Origin of the sequence: Hyphococcus luteus, from assembly GCF_002943565.1 — a bacterium.
GTDB lineage: Bacteria > Pseudomonadota > Alphaproteobacteria > Caulobacterales > Parvularculaceae > Hyphococcus > Hyphococcus luteus.
The window spans coordinates 130,640-145,930 of the sequence record NZ_PJCH01000010.1 but is presented as its reverse complement, the minus strand read 5'-3'; the positions used below and the strand labels follow the sequence as shown (position 1 = coordinate 145,930).

General features: G+C 61.7%; 16 protein-coding genes. 7 read left to right on the top strand and 9 right to left on the bottom strand.

The features are described 5' to 3' along the window. Positions 1-136 precede the first annotated feature (136 nt). The gene (locus tag CW354_RS13785) at positions 137-784 is read left to right on the top strand and encodes a hypothetical protein (protein ID WP_104830670.1); all 648 of its coding nucleotides are present in this window, start codon (positions 137-139) and stop codon (positions 782-784) included. A gap of 84 nt (positions 785-868) precedes the next feature. Then, positions 869-2,698, top strand: a complete 1,830-nt coding sequence (locus CW354_RS13780) for a DUF885 domain-containing protein (RefSeq protein WP_104830669.1) — start codon at positions 869-871, stop codon at positions 2,696-2,698. 36 nt (positions 2,699-2,734) lie between these two features. Here the strand turns inward: CW354_RS13780 and CW354_RS13775 are convergent, their stop codons facing one another. The 4 genes from CW354_RS13775 to CW354_RS13760 form a co-directional block, all read right to left on the bottom strand. Further along, entirely contained in the window at positions 2,735-3,802 is a 1,068-nt protein-coding gene (locus CW354_RS13775; protein WP_104830668.1) for a DUF481 domain-containing protein, read from the bottom strand. 234 nt (positions 3,803-4,036) lie between these two features. Continuing rightward, positions 4,037-4,945, bottom strand: coding sequence for a glutathione-dependent disulfide-bond oxidoreductase (yghU, locus tag CW354_RS13770; RefSeq protein ID WP_104830667.1), 909 nt, complete (start codon positions 4,943-4,945; stop codon positions 4,037-4,039). Positions 4,946-5,067: 122 nt separating this feature from the next. After that, entirely contained in the window at positions 5,068-5,895 is an 828-nt protein-coding gene (locus CW354_RS13765; protein WP_104830666.1) for a beta-etherase, read from the bottom strand. A gap of 75 nt (positions 5,896-5,970) precedes the next feature. Beyond that, entirely contained in the window at positions 5,971-6,165 is a 195-nt protein-coding gene (locus CW354_RS13760; RefSeq protein WP_104830665.1) for a hypothetical protein, read from the bottom strand. A gap of 196 nt (positions 6,166-6,361) precedes the next feature. On the opposite strand from CW354_RS13760, the gene CW354_RS13755 reads away from it, so the two are divergent. From CW354_RS13755 to CW354_RS23690, 5 genes are all read left to right on the top strand, one after another. Continuing rightward, entirely contained in the window at positions 6,362-7,009 is a 648-nt protein-coding gene (locus CW354_RS13755) for a hypothetical protein (RefSeq protein WP_104830664.1), read from the top strand. A gap of 121 nt (positions 7,010-7,130) precedes the next feature. Then, complete coding sequence (locus CW354_RS13750; RefSeq protein WP_104830663.1) at positions 7,131-7,973, top strand: ATPase; 843 nt, start codon at positions 7,131-7,133, stop codon at positions 7,971-7,973. 180 nt (positions 7,974-8,153) lie between these two features. Next, positions 8,154-8,549 carry a hypothetical protein gene (locus CW354_RS13745; RefSeq protein WP_133162311.1) on the top strand — a complete coding sequence of 132 codons (396 nt, stop codon included), beginning with the start codon at positions 8,154-8,156 and terminating at the stop codon, positions 8,547-8,549. Between the two features lie 6 nt (positions 8,550-8,555). Beyond that, on the top strand, positions 8,556-10,121 hold the full coding sequence (locus CW354_RS13740; RefSeq protein ID WP_104830661.1) for an FAD-binding oxidoreductase: 1,566 nt from the start codon (positions 8,556-8,558) through the stop codon (positions 10,119-10,121). After that, positions 10,122-10,568 (top strand): c-type cytochrome, encoded by a 447-nt coding sequence (locus CW354_RS23690; protein WP_207764815.1) that lies wholly within the window; start codon positions 10,122-10,124, stop codon positions 10,566-10,568. Positions 10,569-10,586: 18 nt separating this feature from the next. Here CW354_RS23690 and CW354_RS13730 read toward each other — a convergent pair whose 3' ends face one another. The 5 genes from CW354_RS13730 to CW354_RS13710 form a co-directional block, all read right to left on the bottom strand. Next, a complete protein-coding gene (locus tag CW354_RS13730) occupies positions 10,587-11,015 on the bottom strand; it encodes a TadE/TadG family type IV pilus assembly protein (protein ID WP_104830660.1) in 429 nt (142 codons plus the stop codon). Next, the gene (locus CW354_RS13725; protein WP_104830659.1) at positions 11,012-11,500 is read right to left on the bottom strand and encodes a TadE/TadG family type IV pilus assembly protein; all 489 of its coding nucleotides are present in this window, start codon (positions 11,498-11,500) and stop codon (positions 11,012-11,014) included. The genes CW354_RS13730 and CW354_RS13725 overlap by 4 nt, the downstream gene beginning before the upstream one ends. A 4-nt stretch (positions 11,501-11,504) precedes the next feature. Beyond that, entirely contained in the window at positions 11,505-12,788 is a 1,284-nt protein-coding gene (locus CW354_RS13720; protein ID WP_104830658.1) for a pilus assembly protein TadG-related protein, read from the bottom strand. Between the two features lie 190 nt (positions 12,789-12,978). After that, the gene (locus tag CW354_RS13715; RefSeq protein ID WP_104830657.1) at positions 12,979-13,212 is read right to left on the bottom strand and encodes a hypothetical protein; all 234 of its coding nucleotides are present in this window, start codon (positions 13,210-13,212) and stop codon (positions 12,979-12,981) included. 417 nt (positions 13,213-13,629) lie between these two features. Continuing rightward, positions 13,630-15,174, bottom strand: a complete 1,545-nt coding sequence (locus CW354_RS13710; RefSeq protein WP_104830656.1) for a UbiD family decarboxylase — start codon at positions 15,172-15,174, stop codon at positions 13,630-13,632. Positions 15,175-15,291 lie beyond the last annotated feature (117 nt).

The following is a 15,291-nucleotide window of genomic DNA, read 5'->3' as shown; positions in this document are numbered from 1 at the left end:
TTCCAGCAAGAAACAGCAGCCTCTTCGCCAACCGCCCCCTCCAAAATTGGGCGCCGGAAAACCGGAAATTGCGTATTCTCGCCCATGTCCGCCAGCGGCCTGCCTGTTAGCCTTTTCGGACAACAGGAGTACGACAGTGCGCAGCAACTTTTTCTTAGCCGCCGCCCTAGCGGCCGCTTTTTTCACGACACAGGCGCGCGCGGATATACACCGCGGTTGTTCCGGGAGCGTCCAATCAAGCGCGGTCGCCTGGATAAACAAGGCGGGCGAACATATCAAACGGGGAAATCAAGAAGCGGCGCCAAGCGAGCTCATCGTCGATCTTGAAGGCCGCGGTTTTTGCAAGCGACGCACGCAATCCGAGCAATGCCGTCATGACGCAAGGGACGCGATCAAGGCTTGCGCGAACTGGATCTGGGACCATCGCTGGAACACGACGCTGGGCGAGCGCATCGCCGGATGCGTGACCGAATTTAGAGGCGGCCCACGCCGGCAGGGCAAGATCGAGGACTGGGCCCGCGCCAGCGAGCCTGACGTCAATCTTTACGGCGACATCAAACGCACGATCGAGTATAATTCCTGCTGCGTTCAGCGCGCGCATGCGCGGGAGGTGTGGAGCAGGGTCTTCCTTTCCATCGGCACGACGAACACATCGTCCTTCGCCACAGTGCTAGACTGTTCACATTCAGAAGACTTTTCAGGGGACTATCATTCGGATTGCACGAAGCTTCGCGCTGAAGGGCTATGCGGCGCGGGCCGCATTCCAAAGCGAGTCAATCCTTAATATGGCCTGAGGCTCCGATAGCGACTAGGGTGCGCGGCAATCGCCAAATCGCGCCCTATCGCGCCAGCTTCCGGAGCCCAGACCATGCGCCTTTCCCGCCGTCGCCTGCTTCAGTCTTCAGTCGCCACAGCCGCCATCGCCGCCCTTCCGGGCGCCTGCGCGCGCCCGGAAAAGTCCGCCGAAGGCGCGGGCGGCCTCCTCGATGAGGCGACCGATCTCATCCTCAACGCCTATCCCGAAAGCGCCTCAAGCGCGGGGATCGACAGCGGCAAATACGCCTATCTGAAATCGCAGCTGACGGACCGCTCGCCCGCCGGGCAGACGGCGATCAAGACGCAAGCGCGCGCCATGCTCGCCCGCCTGAATGAGGTCGATACGGCGAGCCTGTCTTCCGACGAAGCGCTCAATGTCGATGTCGTCAAAACCGTTTTCGAAACGACATCCGAAGGCTTCGACTTCCCCTATGGCGATGTCGCGCTGTTGAACAGCAACTGGTCCTACCGCAACAGTCCTTATGCGGTTGCGCAAAATGTCGGCGCCTTTGTCGAGATTCCGAGCTTCCTCGATTCTTCCCATTCCATCGAAACCGCCGAAGACGCCGACGCCTATCTCGCGCGCATGGAGGCCTATGCCGGCCAGCTAGACGGCGAGACCGAACGCGTCGCAGCCGATGGAGAAGCCGGCGTCGTGCTGCCGGATTTCCTGATGGAAAAAACGCTCGGCCAGATGCGCGGCGCCATGGCGACGCCGGCGGAAAACTGGGGGATCGTCTCCTCTCTTGCTGCGCGCAGCGCCGACCTGCCAGGCGATTACGCCGACAAAGCGAAAGCCATTGCGGAAAGCAAAATCGCGCCCGCCATCGAGCGGCAGATCGCGGCGCTGGAAACGCTAGCGCCCAAGGCGACAAGCAATGCAGGCGTCTGGGCGCAGCCTGACGGCGAGGCTTATTACGACTGGGCCCTTAAGACCGGCACCACGACGACCATGTCGTCCGAGGAGGTGCATCAGATGGGCCTCGACGAACTCGCAGATCTTCATGCGCGCATGGACCCGATTCTGCGCTCCGTCGGCTATACGCAAGGCTCGGTGGGCGAACGCATGACGGCGCTTTCGAAAGACCCGCGTTACAAATTCGCCGAGGGCGACGAAGGCCGCCGCCAGATCATGACGTTCATCGAGGAAACACTCGAAGACATTCGCGGACGCATGCCGCAGGCTTTTGAAACGCTTGTGCCGGGCTTTCTCGAGGTGACGCGCATTCCGCCGGAAGTCGAAGCGGGCGCGCCGGGCGCCTATGGCGGGCCCGGCTCCATCGACGGCAAGCAGCCGGGTCATTTCTGGATCAATTTGAGGACAACCGATCTGCACCGGCGCTATACGCTGGCGGATCTCACTTACCACGAAGCAATCCCCGGCCATGTCTGGCAGGGCGAATATGCTTTCAAACAGCCTCTGATCCGGTCCCTCCTCGCCTTCAACGCCTATTCGGAAGGCTGGGCGCTCTACGCCGAACAGATCGCCGACGAGCTCGGCGTTTATGACGACTTCCCCGTGGGCCGGCTCGGCTATCTTCAGTCGCTTGCTTTCAGGGCCTGCCGCCTTGTGGTGGACACCGGCCTTCACGCCAAGCGCTGGACGCGCGCGCAAGGGATCGACTTTTTCGTCACCGAAAACGGTTCGAACCCCGATGAGGTCCAAAGCGAAGTCGACCGCTATTGCGCCTGGCCGGGTCAGGCCTGCGGTTACAAGGTCGGCCATTCGGCGATCGTTTCTTTGCGCGAAAAAGCAAAAGCCGCGCTCGGCGACAATTACGACTTCCGCCGCTTCAACGACGCCGTGGTGCTCGGCGGCAGCGTGCCCATGACCGTTCTTGGCCGCGTCATCGACGGCTATATCGCGCGGGAGAAGGCGTAACCGGTAAAGCAGGCCGGAAACGCAACCGATCCCGCCTCAAAAATCGTAATTCAAGTTGACGCGAAAGGTCGTATCCGTCTTGAGGCGTCCTTCCGGCGGATCGGTTTCATAACGATAGGTGTAGGAAATCCCGGTCGACAGCGTGTCGGTAAAGGCCGCGGTGACCGCCGTATTCGACAGCAAGGTGGTGGTGGGCTCGGTCCAGGTGGCGTCGACATTCTGTTCGAATTTAAGCCCGTCCCGGATCACCCAGTGAAACTTGGCCGCGCTGTAAAAGGCGAAATGACTGTCCGTTTCGCGGGTATCGTCGATCGGCGCATATTGATAGCCGGGTCCGCCTTCGAGGCTGAGCGCCATTTTCTCGGAACGAATGAACCAGTGCCCGGCGCCGAGCCCGCCGAAAAGACGATAATCGAAACCGGAAAATTCATCCTCGTCATAGGAAAAACGGCTGTAAGCGAAAGTGTCTTCGCTGATCGCATAATCGAGCTTATAGGCGCCGCCCCAGCGCTGCTGGGTCTTGGCGCCGTTCGAACGGCCATAGTCGAAATAGAGCTTCAGATTATGCGTGAAGTCGCCGTCCGGAAGTTTGGCGTCGACGGCGAGCCCCGCCGCGGAGTTGCGAGAGTTGCCCGAAGAGACGAGTCCCGACGCGCCGATCTTGCCTGTCCAGTCGCCAAGCCCCAGGAATTCCGGCGCCGGCGCGGGTTTGACCGTCTGCTCGGCCGTGCGGGGTTTGACCTTGGGCGTTTCCGGATCAGGCTCCGGCTCGTATTGCACGATCAGCGTGTCGATATCGCCGCCGAGTGGGGAAATAATGGCGCGCAGAAAGTCGCCATATTGATTTATCGCCTCGGCCTGTTCCGGATAAACCTCGCTCGCGGCGTAAGCGACCGCCGCGACCTGGGCCGCGTCCTCGGTCCTGGCGGCGGCTTCCAGCATTTCACGCACGCCGGGGGGCAATTCCTCCCTGGCCGTTACATGACCGGCGGGCGCCGCAGCGTCAGCAGGAACTTTGGTTTCCGTCTGGGGCTCGCCGGCCTGCGCCGGCGCCCCAACGAAACAAAAGAACACAACGGCAAACCAGACCCTGCTATGCGGCATGGGGCGCACCCTCTCGCGCTACTCAAAACCATTTCGGAACCGCCGGCAAAATACACATAATCGCGCAGCGCCCAACAGCCCGTTCTTGCCGCCATAGAGCCTAAATCCGGCTTAAAGCCGGCCGGACGCAGGCGAAAATCTTTCTGCTTTGCTATTTGCCGCAATGAAAAAACGCGCCCCTGTTAGACAGGGGCGCGTCATTAGGCTGCTGTAAAGGACTGTGGGGAGGCTAAGTTAAACCCGCTCGCCGCCCCTGGCTTCGACCATATCCTGACGGTTCTTCTCGAAATCGCTCGCATCGTGGCGTTCGCGGAGCTGGCTGTCAGGCTCGCCGAAAGTGCGGTTGACCATCGTTCCGCGCTTCACCGCCTCGCGCTCGCCGACGCGATCCACCCAGCGGTCGATATTTTTATATTCATGAACGGAGAGGAACTCCTGCGCGCCGTACGCCGCGCGCATCACGGAACCGTACCAGGGCCAGATCGCCATGTCGGCGATCGTATAGTCGTCGCCCGCCACATATTTGTTGTCCGCGAGCTGTGTGTCGAGCACATGCATCTGGCGCTTCGTTTCCATGGCGTAGCGGTCGATAGCGTATTGGATCTTGAACGGCGCGTAATTATAGAAGTGGCCGAAGCCGCCGCCGACAAACGGCGCCGAACCCATCTGCCACATCAGCCAGTTCATCACCGCCGTGCGCGCGCGGATTTCAGTCGGCAGGAAGGCGTCGAATTTCTCCGCGAGATAAAACAGCATGGAGCCGCTTTCGAAAAGATGGATCGGCGGATCGAAGGAATGGTCCGCCATCGCCGGAATTTTCGAATTCGGATTGATCTCGACAAAGCCGCTGCCAAACTGCTCGCCCTTGCCGATCTCGATCAGCCAGGCGTCGTATTCCGCGCCCGCATGGCCGGCGGCGAGCAGCTCCTCCAGCATGATAGTGACTTTGACGCCATTGGGCGTGCCCAAGGAGTAAAGCTGGATCGGATGCTTGCCAACGGGCAGTTCCTTGTCGTGGGTGGCGCCGGAAATCGGGCGGTTGATGCTGGCGAACTCGCCGCCATTCGCCGCATCCCAGGTCCAGACCTTAGGCGGGACATAGCCCGGCGGCTGGTTTTTCGAAGCGTCGCTGTTGTCGGTCATGGCAGGGCCTCTTTCCTTTTCCTTCTCTGGCGCGGCTTTAAATAGCGTCTCGGATGCGGCGGGCGAACACACAAGCGCTTGATCGCCCCATCACAAACCCTTGGGCCCCATAGCCAAGGGTTTTACGACCGCGTGATGGCTTCGGTTTCCGCGCGGGTCGATTGGGGGCCGGTGTTGCGGTTGGCCTGCCCGCCCCAGGGCGTCTTCACGAAGAGGTCGGGATCGCCTTCGCGCTGTTTCAGACCGAACAGCGTGAAAAGCCCCGGATGACGGCCAAGCCCGCCATAAAGATCGAAGCAGCGATCCAGCCAGTCGCGCAAAGGATCGTCTTCAGCGAGCGGCGGGGTTTTCGCCACCGAGGCGGTGAACAGGAAACCGCCGAGAATGCGGAAATCGGCGTAGTTCGGTTCGTCGCCGCCGAGCCATTTCGACTCGCGCAAGGCGGCGCGCAGGGGTTCGAGCGAGGCGGAAATCCCCGGCAGGCGATCTTCGCGCCCGGCCTGCATGTCTTCGAGCTTCATGCCGAGCATGTTCTCGCGCGAGTGCGTTACATATTCATGGTCTTCCGGCACGGAGAGATCGCGATAATCGGCGCAATAGCAGCGCATCCACGGCCCCACGGCGGCGCCCCAGAACCAGGCGTCGAGCGCGCGCGTCAGCGTCGCAACGCCCGGATGGGGAATAAGCGCCGGCCGGTCCGGATAGGTCTCGTCGAGATATTCGACGATGCCCCAGCTATCGAGCACCCATTTGCCGTCATCGACAATGGCGGGCAGGCGTTCGGTCTTGCCGCCGGTGCGCTCCATGATGCCGGTGAAGCCGCCGGGCACTACATCCAATTCAAAACCTTTATGGGCGAGCGCGTATTTCGTCGCCCAGACGAACGGGCTGATCGTCGCCCCCGTCGAAAGCGCAAGATCGTAAAAGGTGATCTTATTGTCCTTGGCCATTAAAAACTCCCTTTCTCAAACATTTGTATTCGGTTTCGCTTCACCCGCGCCGCATCGGATGTTTGCTTTCGCCTGTCAGACTTGAATTTCGGATTCGGACGGCGCCGCCAGCAACGCGTCGGCTTCGCGGTTCGCGACATCCAGTTCAATCGCGCAAACGCTGTTCGATCGGGCGCCGCCGGCGAACCCGGCGAGCGCCTTGGCGATGCCGAGCCCAACGCCGCCCGCCCCGCCGGTGATGAACGCCGTCTTTCCGTCGACAGTCTTCATAGTCAGCCCTTCCCTGCCCCATTTTTCGCAGGCAGGCCCGCCCCGCCGTGCTATTTACGCAATCAATTCCGACAGATGGACCCAAACCCGCAAAATTCGCCCCTCAGGCGCGGGGCCGGCCCATATCGCCTGTTTTGGAACGGGCGCGCCGCCCGCGCCTTTGGCTTATAAAGCCTAAGAGACTAAGGAGGCCGCCATGACGCAAAAGGACGTTGTCAAAGCCCTCATCCGTGAGCAGGGAACGCTCTACAGCGAGGCCATGGGCGCGAAGATAGAAAAGAACACGCCGCAGGAGCTGTTTCACTGGCTTCTCGGCGCGATCTTGTTGAGCGCGCGCATTTCCAGCGAGAACGCCGTCAAGGCCGGCAAGGGGCTGCGCAAGGAGAACCTCTACAAGATCCGCGACATTCTTGATACGCCGCGCGACGAGCGCATCAAGACACTGAACGAAAACGGCTATGCGCGCTTCGACAATATCGGCGCGGATGAGATCTACGCCGCCGCCGAACTCGTCGACGAAAAATATAATGGCGACCTGCGCAGGCTGCGCGAAGAAGCCGACGGCGACGACGCCAGGGCCCGCCGCCTTCTCTCGGAAGTCAAAGGCATCGGCGAGATGGGCGCGAATATCTTCCTGCGCGAAGCGCAATGGCCGTGGGAGGAGTTCTGTCCCCGCCTCGACGGGCCGGCGGTGAAAGAGGCGAAAGACCTCGGCCTGCCCGACGACGCCGGCAAGCTCGCAAAACTCGCGGGCTCGCGTGAACGCTTCGTGCGGCTCGCCGCCGCGCTGACGCGGGCGGCGCTCGAGGGGCCCGCCGAGGCGGTGAAAAAGGCCGCGGCCTGAGCCTCAGACCATACCCGGACACGCCTTAACCCGATCTTGGGAGGGCCCTGCTAAGCGTTTGGCGGCGCGCCTCTTTCCGGTTATGGAGGGGATACGGCAAGGATAAGCGGAATATCGGGTTATGAAGAACTACAAACGCGGCTCTCCCCTCGCGGTTCTCGGCATGTCGGGCGTCGGCAAGACCCGCATCGCCTCCATGCTGCGCTCTCAGGATCATTGGTTCCATTACTCGGTCGATTACCGCATCGGCACGCGCTACATGGACGAGGCGATCGAGGACAATTTCAAACGCGAGGCGATGAAGACGCCGCTGCTGCGCGAGCTTTTGATGTCGGATTCGATCTATATCTCGTCCAACATCACTTTCGACAATCTCGAACCCCTGTCGACCTATCTCGGCAAGCCCGGCGATCCGGACAAGGGCGGCATTCCTTTCGACGAATATGTGCGCCGCCAGCGCCAGCATCGCGAAGCGGAAATCAGCGCCATGCTCGACACGCCGCTCTTCGTCGGCAAGGCGAAGACGATTTACGGTTATGACAAATTCATCTGCGACACGTCGGGTTCGATCTGCGAAGTGGTGGAGCCGGACGATCCGGAAGACCCGGTGCTGACCGCGCTCGCAAATTCCTGCCTCATCATCTACATCGCCGGCGACGAAGCCCATAAGGAAGCGTTGAAAGCGCGTTTCGACCGCGCGCCGAAGCCGATGTATTACAATGAAGAGTTTCTGCGTTCTTGCTGGACGGACTATCTTGCTGAAACCGGGATGCCTGAAGACAAGGTGGACCCTGACGCCTTCATCCGCTGGGGGTTCGCCCGCCTCATCGACTGGCGCGCGCCGCGTTATGAAGCCATCGCGAAAAAATGGGGCGTGCGCATCACCGCGAACGAAATCGAAAACGTTCACACGCCGGACGATTTTCTGACCCTGGTGGACGACGCGGTGAAGGCGCAGAAATAAGCCGCCCTCTTGCGCGTTCGTCCAGATGGGTTGCGCCTGAAGTCATTGACAGAAAAACCGGGCCGATCATACTTCCCCGCACGCCTCGCGCACATGGCGTAAAGCAAAGAACAAGCGCGGAGCATGAGGGAGGGCGAAGCATGCCCGGCGCCGCCGGCTTCGACGCTTCGCAAGGGGACGATGGACAGACGGCTTTTTGTCAAGACGGCGGTTTCTTCCGTTGCGGCTTCGCAAACGGTTTTGCCCGCCGCCGCGTCTTTTCTGAGAACAGGCGCGCCGGACCGGATTTTCTATGACGCGCGCTTTTCCGAAGCCCTCAAAATGGCGGGAGCGCTTGCCGGGCAAGGACGCCTGACGCCGGTCGCCAGCGACGTCACCGCGCTGTGGCGCGGCGACCTCGCCTCGCTTTCGCGCGCGGCGCCGCTGACGCTCAAAGGCGTCACCACCGAGTCGTTTTATTTCTGCCTGAAAACGCTGCTGCAAGCGCAAGGCCCGCTTGAAAGCAACATCGAGCGCGTCAGCAAAGATCTTTACGCCTGGTCCGTCCGGACGGGCGCCGCCAGAAAGACGGGGTAACATATTATGGCCGCACCGCTTCCCGAAGGCGTTTCCGCTGAGGCGATGTCGAGCGCGCTCGACCGCTTCGCCCGCATCGTCGGCGCCGACTGGGTCTTCACCGAAGACAAGATCACGCCTTACGAAGACCCTTATACGATCTCCAATGACGAGACCGAACACAGGCCGTACGCCGCGGTCGCGCCCGCCTCCACCGAAGAGGTGCAGGAGATCGTGCGCGTCGCGAATGAATTCGGCGTGCCGCTCTGGCCCGTTTCGCGCGGCAAGAACTTCGCCTATGGCGGCGCGGCGCCGGTGATGTCCGGCACGGTCGTTCTCGACATGAACCGCATGAACCGCATCCTCGAAGTCAACGAGGAGTTCGGTTACGCGCTGGTCGAGCCCGGCGTCTCCTATTTCGAACTTTACGATTACATCCAGGAAAAAGGCCTCAAACTCTGGATCGACGTGCCCGATCCCGGCTGGGGCTCGGTGGTCGGCAACGCCCTCGATCACGGCATCGGCTACACGCCCTATGGCGACCATTTCGCCATGCAATGCGGCATGGAAGTGGTGCTGCCGAATGGCGAAGTCGTGAGGACCGGCATGGGCGCCATGCCGGGCAACAACACCTGGCAGCTCTTCAAATATGGCTACGGGCCTTATGTGGACGGGATTTTCTCGCAGTCGAATTTCGGCGTCGTGACGAAAATGGGCATCTGGCTGATGCCCGAACCCGCCGGTTACCGCCCCTATCTCATCACTTTCGAAAACGAAGACGATATCGAGACGGTGACCGAGCGCCTTCGCCCCTTGAAAGTCGCCGGCGTCATCCAGAACGGCGCCACGGTGAGAAGCCTCGTGCTCGACGCGGCGATCACCCGGACCAAGAGCCAGTATTACGACGGGGACGGACCGATTCCGCCGAGCGTCGCGAAAACCATGATGGCCGATCTCGATCTCGGCATGTGGAATTTCTGCGGCGCGCTTTACGGGCCGCCGCCGGTGATGGACACGCTGTGGACGGCGATCCGCGATTCGTTCGCCGACATTCCGGGCGTCAAATTCTATTTCCCCGAAGACCGGCGCCACAAGGTCGACCTCCTGCTCCACCGCGCCGAAACCATGAAGGGCGTGCCGAAGCTCACCGAGTTCAACTTTTTGAACTGGGACGGCGGCGGCGGCCATGTGGGCTTTTCGCCGGTTTCGCCGATCACCGGCAAGGACGCGATCAAACAGTACAATATGGTCTCGTCGCGCGTGCGCGAATACGGCTTCGACTATATGGGCCTCCTCGCCATCGGCTGGCGCGATCTCCACCACGTCACGGTGATCGTCTACGACAAGACCGACCCGGACGAACGCAAAAAGCTCGACGAGCTCTTCAACATCCTCGTCGACGAGGCGGCGGCTGAAGGCTACGGCGAATACCGCACTCATATCCGTTACATGGACCGCATCGCCAAAACCTATAGCTGGAACGACAACGCGCTCTGGAAGATGCACGAAACCATCAAGGACGCGCTCGACCCCAACGGCATCCTGGCGCCCGGCAAGTCGGGCATCTGGGGCAAGAACCGGAGGAAAGCATAAATGACCCGCATTCTTTCCTTCGCTTTCCTTGCCGGTCTTTTGTCTCTCGCCGCCGCCTGCGGCGGATCGTCGGATGACGCCGCGCCCGAAGCGGACAGCGCGGCGACGGCAGAGACCGCGCCGGCCGCTGCAGAGCCCCAAACCGAGACCGCCCCTCAAGCAACTATGGCGGCTGCGCCGAAACCCGAACCCGGCAGCGGCGCAGACATTTTCGCCAAGCAGTGCTCCTGGTGCCATGCGCCGGGCGTCGATCATCCGGGCACGATGCAGCTCGGCGCGACGCGAGGGGAGGACTTCGCCGTCCTCGAAGAGCGCGAGGACCTCAACGCCGACTATGTGAAATACATCGTCCGCCACGGCCTCAACGCCATGCCGCCCTTCAAGCCCACGGCGATCACCGACGCAGAACTCGACAAGCTGGCGAATTACCTCGCCGCGGCGGACTGAACGGGACGCCGCCGGCGGTTACTGAGCCCCGTTGGCGCCCTCTTCGAGCTGATAACTGATCACCGGCGCGCGGCCTTCAGCGGTCAGGGTGATGGCCTTTCCGGTAAAGGGCGGCGACTTGAAGTGATAATCCATCTCGGCGTTCATGACGTGATAGTCGATCGCGCCTGACGTTTCGAGCGCCGAGCTTACCGTAATGCGCTCGCCGAAACCGCCGAGCTTGGAAACGAGACTCGCCTGCAATTCGGCATCCGTGCGGTCGGGATCGAGATACACCTCCCGCGCCACCTCATTCACCGCATGCGTAAAGCTGTTGCGCACATAAAGCGAAAAGGCGAGGTCGAAAAACCAGAACATCAGCGCGAAAATGACCGGCGCCACAATGGCGAACTCAACCGCCGTGGTGCCGTTCCGGCATCGCCGGAGAGAGTGGAAAAATCCATTCATCGCGTCTGCACCGTGATCTGCGTTTGAAGCCCCATGTCGGGAAACAAAAGCCCCTCATGACGGCGCGACGCGACAATGGTGAGAAAGGCGGAGGGAATGTCGCCCGATGACGGACAAAGCGCATCACAGGCGTTCGCCGTCCCGTCGCTGCATTCGCAGGCGTAGCTGACATCGACGCAGGATGCGTTCGGCGCGCAGATGCCGTCTTCCTGCACCTCCCCGAGCGTGCTTTCGCCCAGCGCCGCAAGCGTCGCGGCGAGGATGTCGCTTTCGCTGGTGACGTTCACCATGGAGACCTGCGCGCCCGCGCGCAGTCCCTGATCGAGCTCGAGCCGTTTCGTGCCGGCAAGGCCGAGATCGAACACGGCGAGCCCGCTCAGAACGAAAATCGGCGCGAGAAGCGCGGCCTCCGTTGCGGCGACGCCTGCTTTGCTCTTCAGCCAGCGCCTTGTCGCGCGGCGGAAAGATGAAATCACTCGCGCCATGGCCTTACTCCACAATCAGGACGACTTGCGCCGTCTCCGCTGTCTCAACGCCGATCGCATCGCAATTCGATCCGAAGAAACTGTTGCCGGTGAATTCCACTTCATCGGCGATCAGCAATGTGCAGGCGCTCACATCTTCGTCGCTCGTGCCGGAAAAGGTCACATCGCTCGTCGGAAAGTAAAGCGCGCCCGTAAACGAGGTGGCGCTGTTGCCGTTCAGCACATGGTCGACATTCGAATCCGCCGGGTCCGCAAAAACCAGCACGCCCTGATAAGGATCGAGATCGCTTGTCGGCGCCGTGAGTTGAACGTCGGCGCCGCCATTCATGGTGAGACGCGCGCCGCCGGTCAGAAAGATCGTCACGCCGCTGCCGTAAAGAGAGGCCGTTGAATTCACGGTCACGTCGACGCCGTCGAAAATATACTGGCCCGCATTGAACGTGATGTCGCCCTGGATCATGACATTCGGGCTGCCCGTGCAGAAGGTCGTCACCGTTCCCGGCGACACCGTTCTGCTGACGCCCGGGCTCACATTGAGATTGTTTTTCAGCGCCTGGTCGCATGTGTCCGACGCCGGAAACACGAGATCCTCATAAGGATCGGGGAACGGCCGCGAGCCCGCAAACGGCGCGGCGCAGTCCGTCAGCGTCAAAGACCCGGATGCGCCGTCAATGCCGCCCACCGCCGACGCGCATTCGGTCGTCACGTCCGTCGCGCCCTGGAAATCGATGGCGTCGCTGGCGATGGAGTTCGACGCGACGTCGCAGCCCTGAAGCACGAGCGTCGAGGAGCCGGCGAAACTCACCGCCTGGCTCGCGGATTTGTTAAGCGCCAGCACGCAGGCGGGACGCGCGCCCGCCGTGCGCGAAACCGCGCGGGCGGAAATGCGCACCGTGTCCGTGTCGTAAAAAATGCCGGTGAACATGCGCGGCAGGTTGTCGCTCAACACGACCTCGACCGCCTTTGCATCGCCCGCAAACGTCCCGGACACGGGCGGCGAGCTAATCGCCGGCGTATCGGCGCGCGCCGCCTTAAGGCCCGTTTCATAAGCGGCGTTGGAGGCGGCCGCCGTCGCATCGGTGACGCTGCGCCCCTGCGCCAGCTGCGCCGCGCCGGAGAACGCCGCCGCATCCGCCGCGCTCTGCAACAGGCGGTGATTATACTGCCAGTACATGACCTCCGCGCCGAGCGCGGAAAATCCGACCACAACGGGCGCCGTCACGGCGAAAATCACCGCGATCGACCCTTTCTTTGATCCCTTAAAAGACCGAAGCAGTTTCAACGACATAATGCCTGCCCTCTCGCAACCAAAACGCTCCCTGCTCTCCACCCGTTCGGACAATCTGAGTATGCGCAATGTGTGCACCAAAAGTTTAGGACAGCGCGCAATTTAACCGACAATATGGCTAAAGTTTCCGGGGAAATTTATGCGTTTTCAGGGCACTGACGATTTGAAGAAATTTTGACGCAAAAGCGTTTCAATTAGGCGGCGTGCGCACGCGAATGCGGGGGGCCTCAAACCCGAACGGCCGCCCGTGGGCGGCGGCCGGGTTTCCGTGAAACAATTTGCGTAAATCGTTTGTCTCCTTCTTTTTTTTGGCATCCCTCAAGGCTTTCAGGCCGATTTGGCGCCATTTGCGTAAAAATGTTTCACGGCGTTTCGGCGCATATTTCTTTGCCTTGCCGCGATCTCTCCGCTCGCGACTCGCCACGATTTAATCGTGGCGTCCAGCAAACCGGCCTGGACTGGCCCTCACGCTTAAAGCGTGGGGGGAATCGACATGGGGATATCGGGCTTTCGTCCATCGCTTTGCGGCTCTGCCGGCGCCTGCAATCATCACCGCCCGCATCCTACCCCCGCCGCCAAAAGCGGGGACGAAATTTTATTTATTAAATTTTATCCCCGGGCGCGGATTTGGCTTTATCCTGCCGCCCGCCGCCGGCGCTCACCCCATCCCCGCCCCGGATCAAGTCCGGGACGGGACTTCCCCCGCAAGCGGGGAAGAGAAAATGCGCCGCTAAGCCTGTGCTTTTCCTCCCCCGCCCCGCGCCAACCGGCGCGAATATGATTTGCGCGCATTCGCGCGCGGGGGGAGACAACGCGAAGCGACGGAGGGGGCTTAATCAGCCTACTTCCAAATCCCCTTGCCGCTGCCCGGCAGGCCAAGCTTCGCCCACATCTCGTCGACGCGTCTGACCACCGCCTCATCCATGCGGATTTCCGCGCCCCATTCACGCTTCGTTTCGGGCGGAAGCTTGTCGGTGGCGTCGAGGCCGATCTTGGAGCCGAGCCCTGACTCGGGGCTTGCGAAGTCGAGATAGTCGATGGGCGTCGACTCGATCACGGTGATGTCGCGCGCCGGGTCCATCTTGGTGGAGACCGCCCACATCACGTCTTTCCAGTCGCGTGCGTTAATGTCGTCATCGACGACGATCACCCATTTCGTATACATGAACTGTCTGAGATATGACCACGCGCCCATCATCACCCGCTTGGCGTGGCCGGGATAGGCTTTCCGCATGCTGATCACTGCGATGCGGTAGGAGCAGCCCTCGGGCGGCAGCCAGAAATCGACGATCTCCGGGAACTGCTGCTGCAGGAGCGGGATGAAGACCTCGTTCAGCGCCTCGCCCAGCACGGACGGCTCGTCCGGCGGGCGGCCGGTGAAAGTCGAGAGATAGATCGGGTCTTTCCGGTGCGTCACCGCCGTGACGGTGAAGACCGGAAAACGCTCCACGGAATTATAATAGCCCGTATGGTCGCCATAAGGCCCTTCATCCGCATACTCATCGAGGGAGACATAGCCTTCGAGCACGATCTCGGCCTCGGCGGGGACTTTCAGGGGCACGGTCTTGCAGTCCACAAGCTCGACCTTCTTGCCGCGCAACAGCCCCGCGAAATGATATTCCGACAGCGTGTCGGGCACCGGCGTCACGGCGGCGAGGATGGTGCCGGGGTCGGCGCCGATCACCGCCGCGGCGGGAAGCGGCTCGCGCTTCTCGGCGCCCCATCGTGCATGATGCTGCGCCCCGCCGCGATGTTTCAGCCAGCGCATGATCGTCTGCCCGCGCCCGAGTTTTTGCATGCGATAAATGCCGAGATTGAAATCGTCCTCGCGTTTGTCGGACGGGCCTTTCGTCACCACCAGCGGCCAGGTGATCAGCGGCGCCGGCTCGCCCGGCCAGCAGGTCTGGATCGGCAGATCGTCCAAATTGATCTCGTCGCCGGTCTTCACCACCTCCTGGCAGGGCGCGCCCCAGTCGCGCGACGCCGGCTTCATGGCCATCACGGTCTTGGCCAGCGGCAGCATGCCGAGGGCGTCCTTGAGCCCCCCCGGCGGTTCGGGCTGCCTGAGGAAAGCCAGAAGCTCGCCCACCTCGCGCAGATCCGCGCCGGTCTCGCGGGCCTTGCCTTCGAGCGTCACCCCCATGGCGACGCGCTTCACCGTGCCGAAGAGATTGACCAGCACCGGCATGGGCGAAATCGATCCGTCGTCCATCACCGGCTTTTCGAACAGCACCGCCGGACCGCCCTCCGCCAGAAGCCGGGTCTGGATCTCGGTCATTTCGAGCTTCACCGCCACGGGCTCGGCGACGCGGACGAGCTCGCCCGCCGATTCGAGCCGGGCGATAAAGTCGCGCAAGGACGCCGCGGGCTGGACCGGTTTCGACATGGCAGTTTCCTATCCTGCGGGGCTTGCGGGCGCCCATGCGGCGCCGCGCCGCCCCAAAAACGCCAAAGACAAGAGCGTCCCGCCGCGTTACCGCCTTCATCTCTAAAAAGTAAGGGC

What these genes read in the sequence shown, in the direction of transcription:
- CW354_RS13750 (WP_104830663.1), top strand. Translation starts at nt 7,131, where the DNA reads ATGAAGAACTACAAACGCGGCTCTCCCCTCGCGGTTCTCGGCATGTCG.
- CW354_RS13720 (WP_104830658.1), bottom strand. Translation starts at nt 12,788, where the DNA reads ATGTCGTTGAAACTGCTTCGGTCTTTTAAGGGATCAAAGAAAGGGTCG.
- CW354_RS13730 (WP_104830660.1), bottom strand. Translation starts at nt 11,015, where the DNA reads ATGAATGGATTTTTCCACTCTCTCCGGCGATGCCGGAACGGCACCACG.
- CW354_RS13755 (WP_104830664.1), top strand. Translation starts at nt 6,362, where the DNA reads ATGACGCAAAAGGACGTTGTCAAAGCCCTCATCCGTGAGCAGGGAACG.
- CW354_RS13760 (WP_104830665.1), bottom strand. Translation starts at nt 6,165, where the DNA reads ATGAAGACTGTCGACGGAAAGACGGCGTTCATCACCGGCGGGGCGGGC.
- CW354_RS13780 (WP_104830669.1), top strand. Translation starts at nt 869, where the DNA reads ATGCGCCTTTCCCGCCGTCGCCTGCTTCAGTCTTCAGTCGCCACAGCC.
- CW354_RS13710 (WP_104830656.1), bottom strand. Translation starts at nt 15,174, where the DNA reads ATGTCGAAACCGGTCCAGCCCGCGGCGTCCTTGCGCGACTTTATCGCC.
- CW354_RS13765 (WP_104830666.1), bottom strand. Translation starts at nt 5,895, where the DNA reads ATGGCCAAGGACAATAAGATCACCTTTTACGATCTTGCGCTTTCGACG.
- CW354_RS13725 (WP_104830659.1), bottom strand. Translation starts at nt 11,500, where the DNA reads ATGGCGCGAGTGATTTCATCTTTCCGCCGCGCGACAAGGCGCTGGCTG.
- CW354_RS13740 (WP_104830661.1), top strand. Translation starts at nt 8,556, where the DNA reads ATGGCCGCACCGCTTCCCGAAGGCGTTTCCGCTGAGGCGATGTCGAGC.
- CW354_RS23690 (WP_207764815.1), top strand. Translation starts at nt 10,122, where the DNA reads ATGACCCGCATTCTTTCCTTCGCTTTCCTTGCCGGTCTTTTGTCTCTC.
- CW354_RS13775 (WP_104830668.1), bottom strand. Translation starts at nt 3,802, where the DNA reads ATGCCGCATAGCAGGGTCTGGTTTGCCGTTGTGTTCTTTTGTTTCGTT.
- yghU (WP_104830667.1), bottom strand. Translation starts at nt 4,945, where the DNA reads ATGACCGACAACAGCGACGCTTCGAAAAACCAGCCGCCGGGCTATGTC.
- CW354_RS13745 (WP_133162311.1), top strand. Translation starts at nt 8,154, where the DNA reads ATGGACAGACGGCTTTTTGTCAAGACGGCGGTTTCTTCCGTTGCGGCT.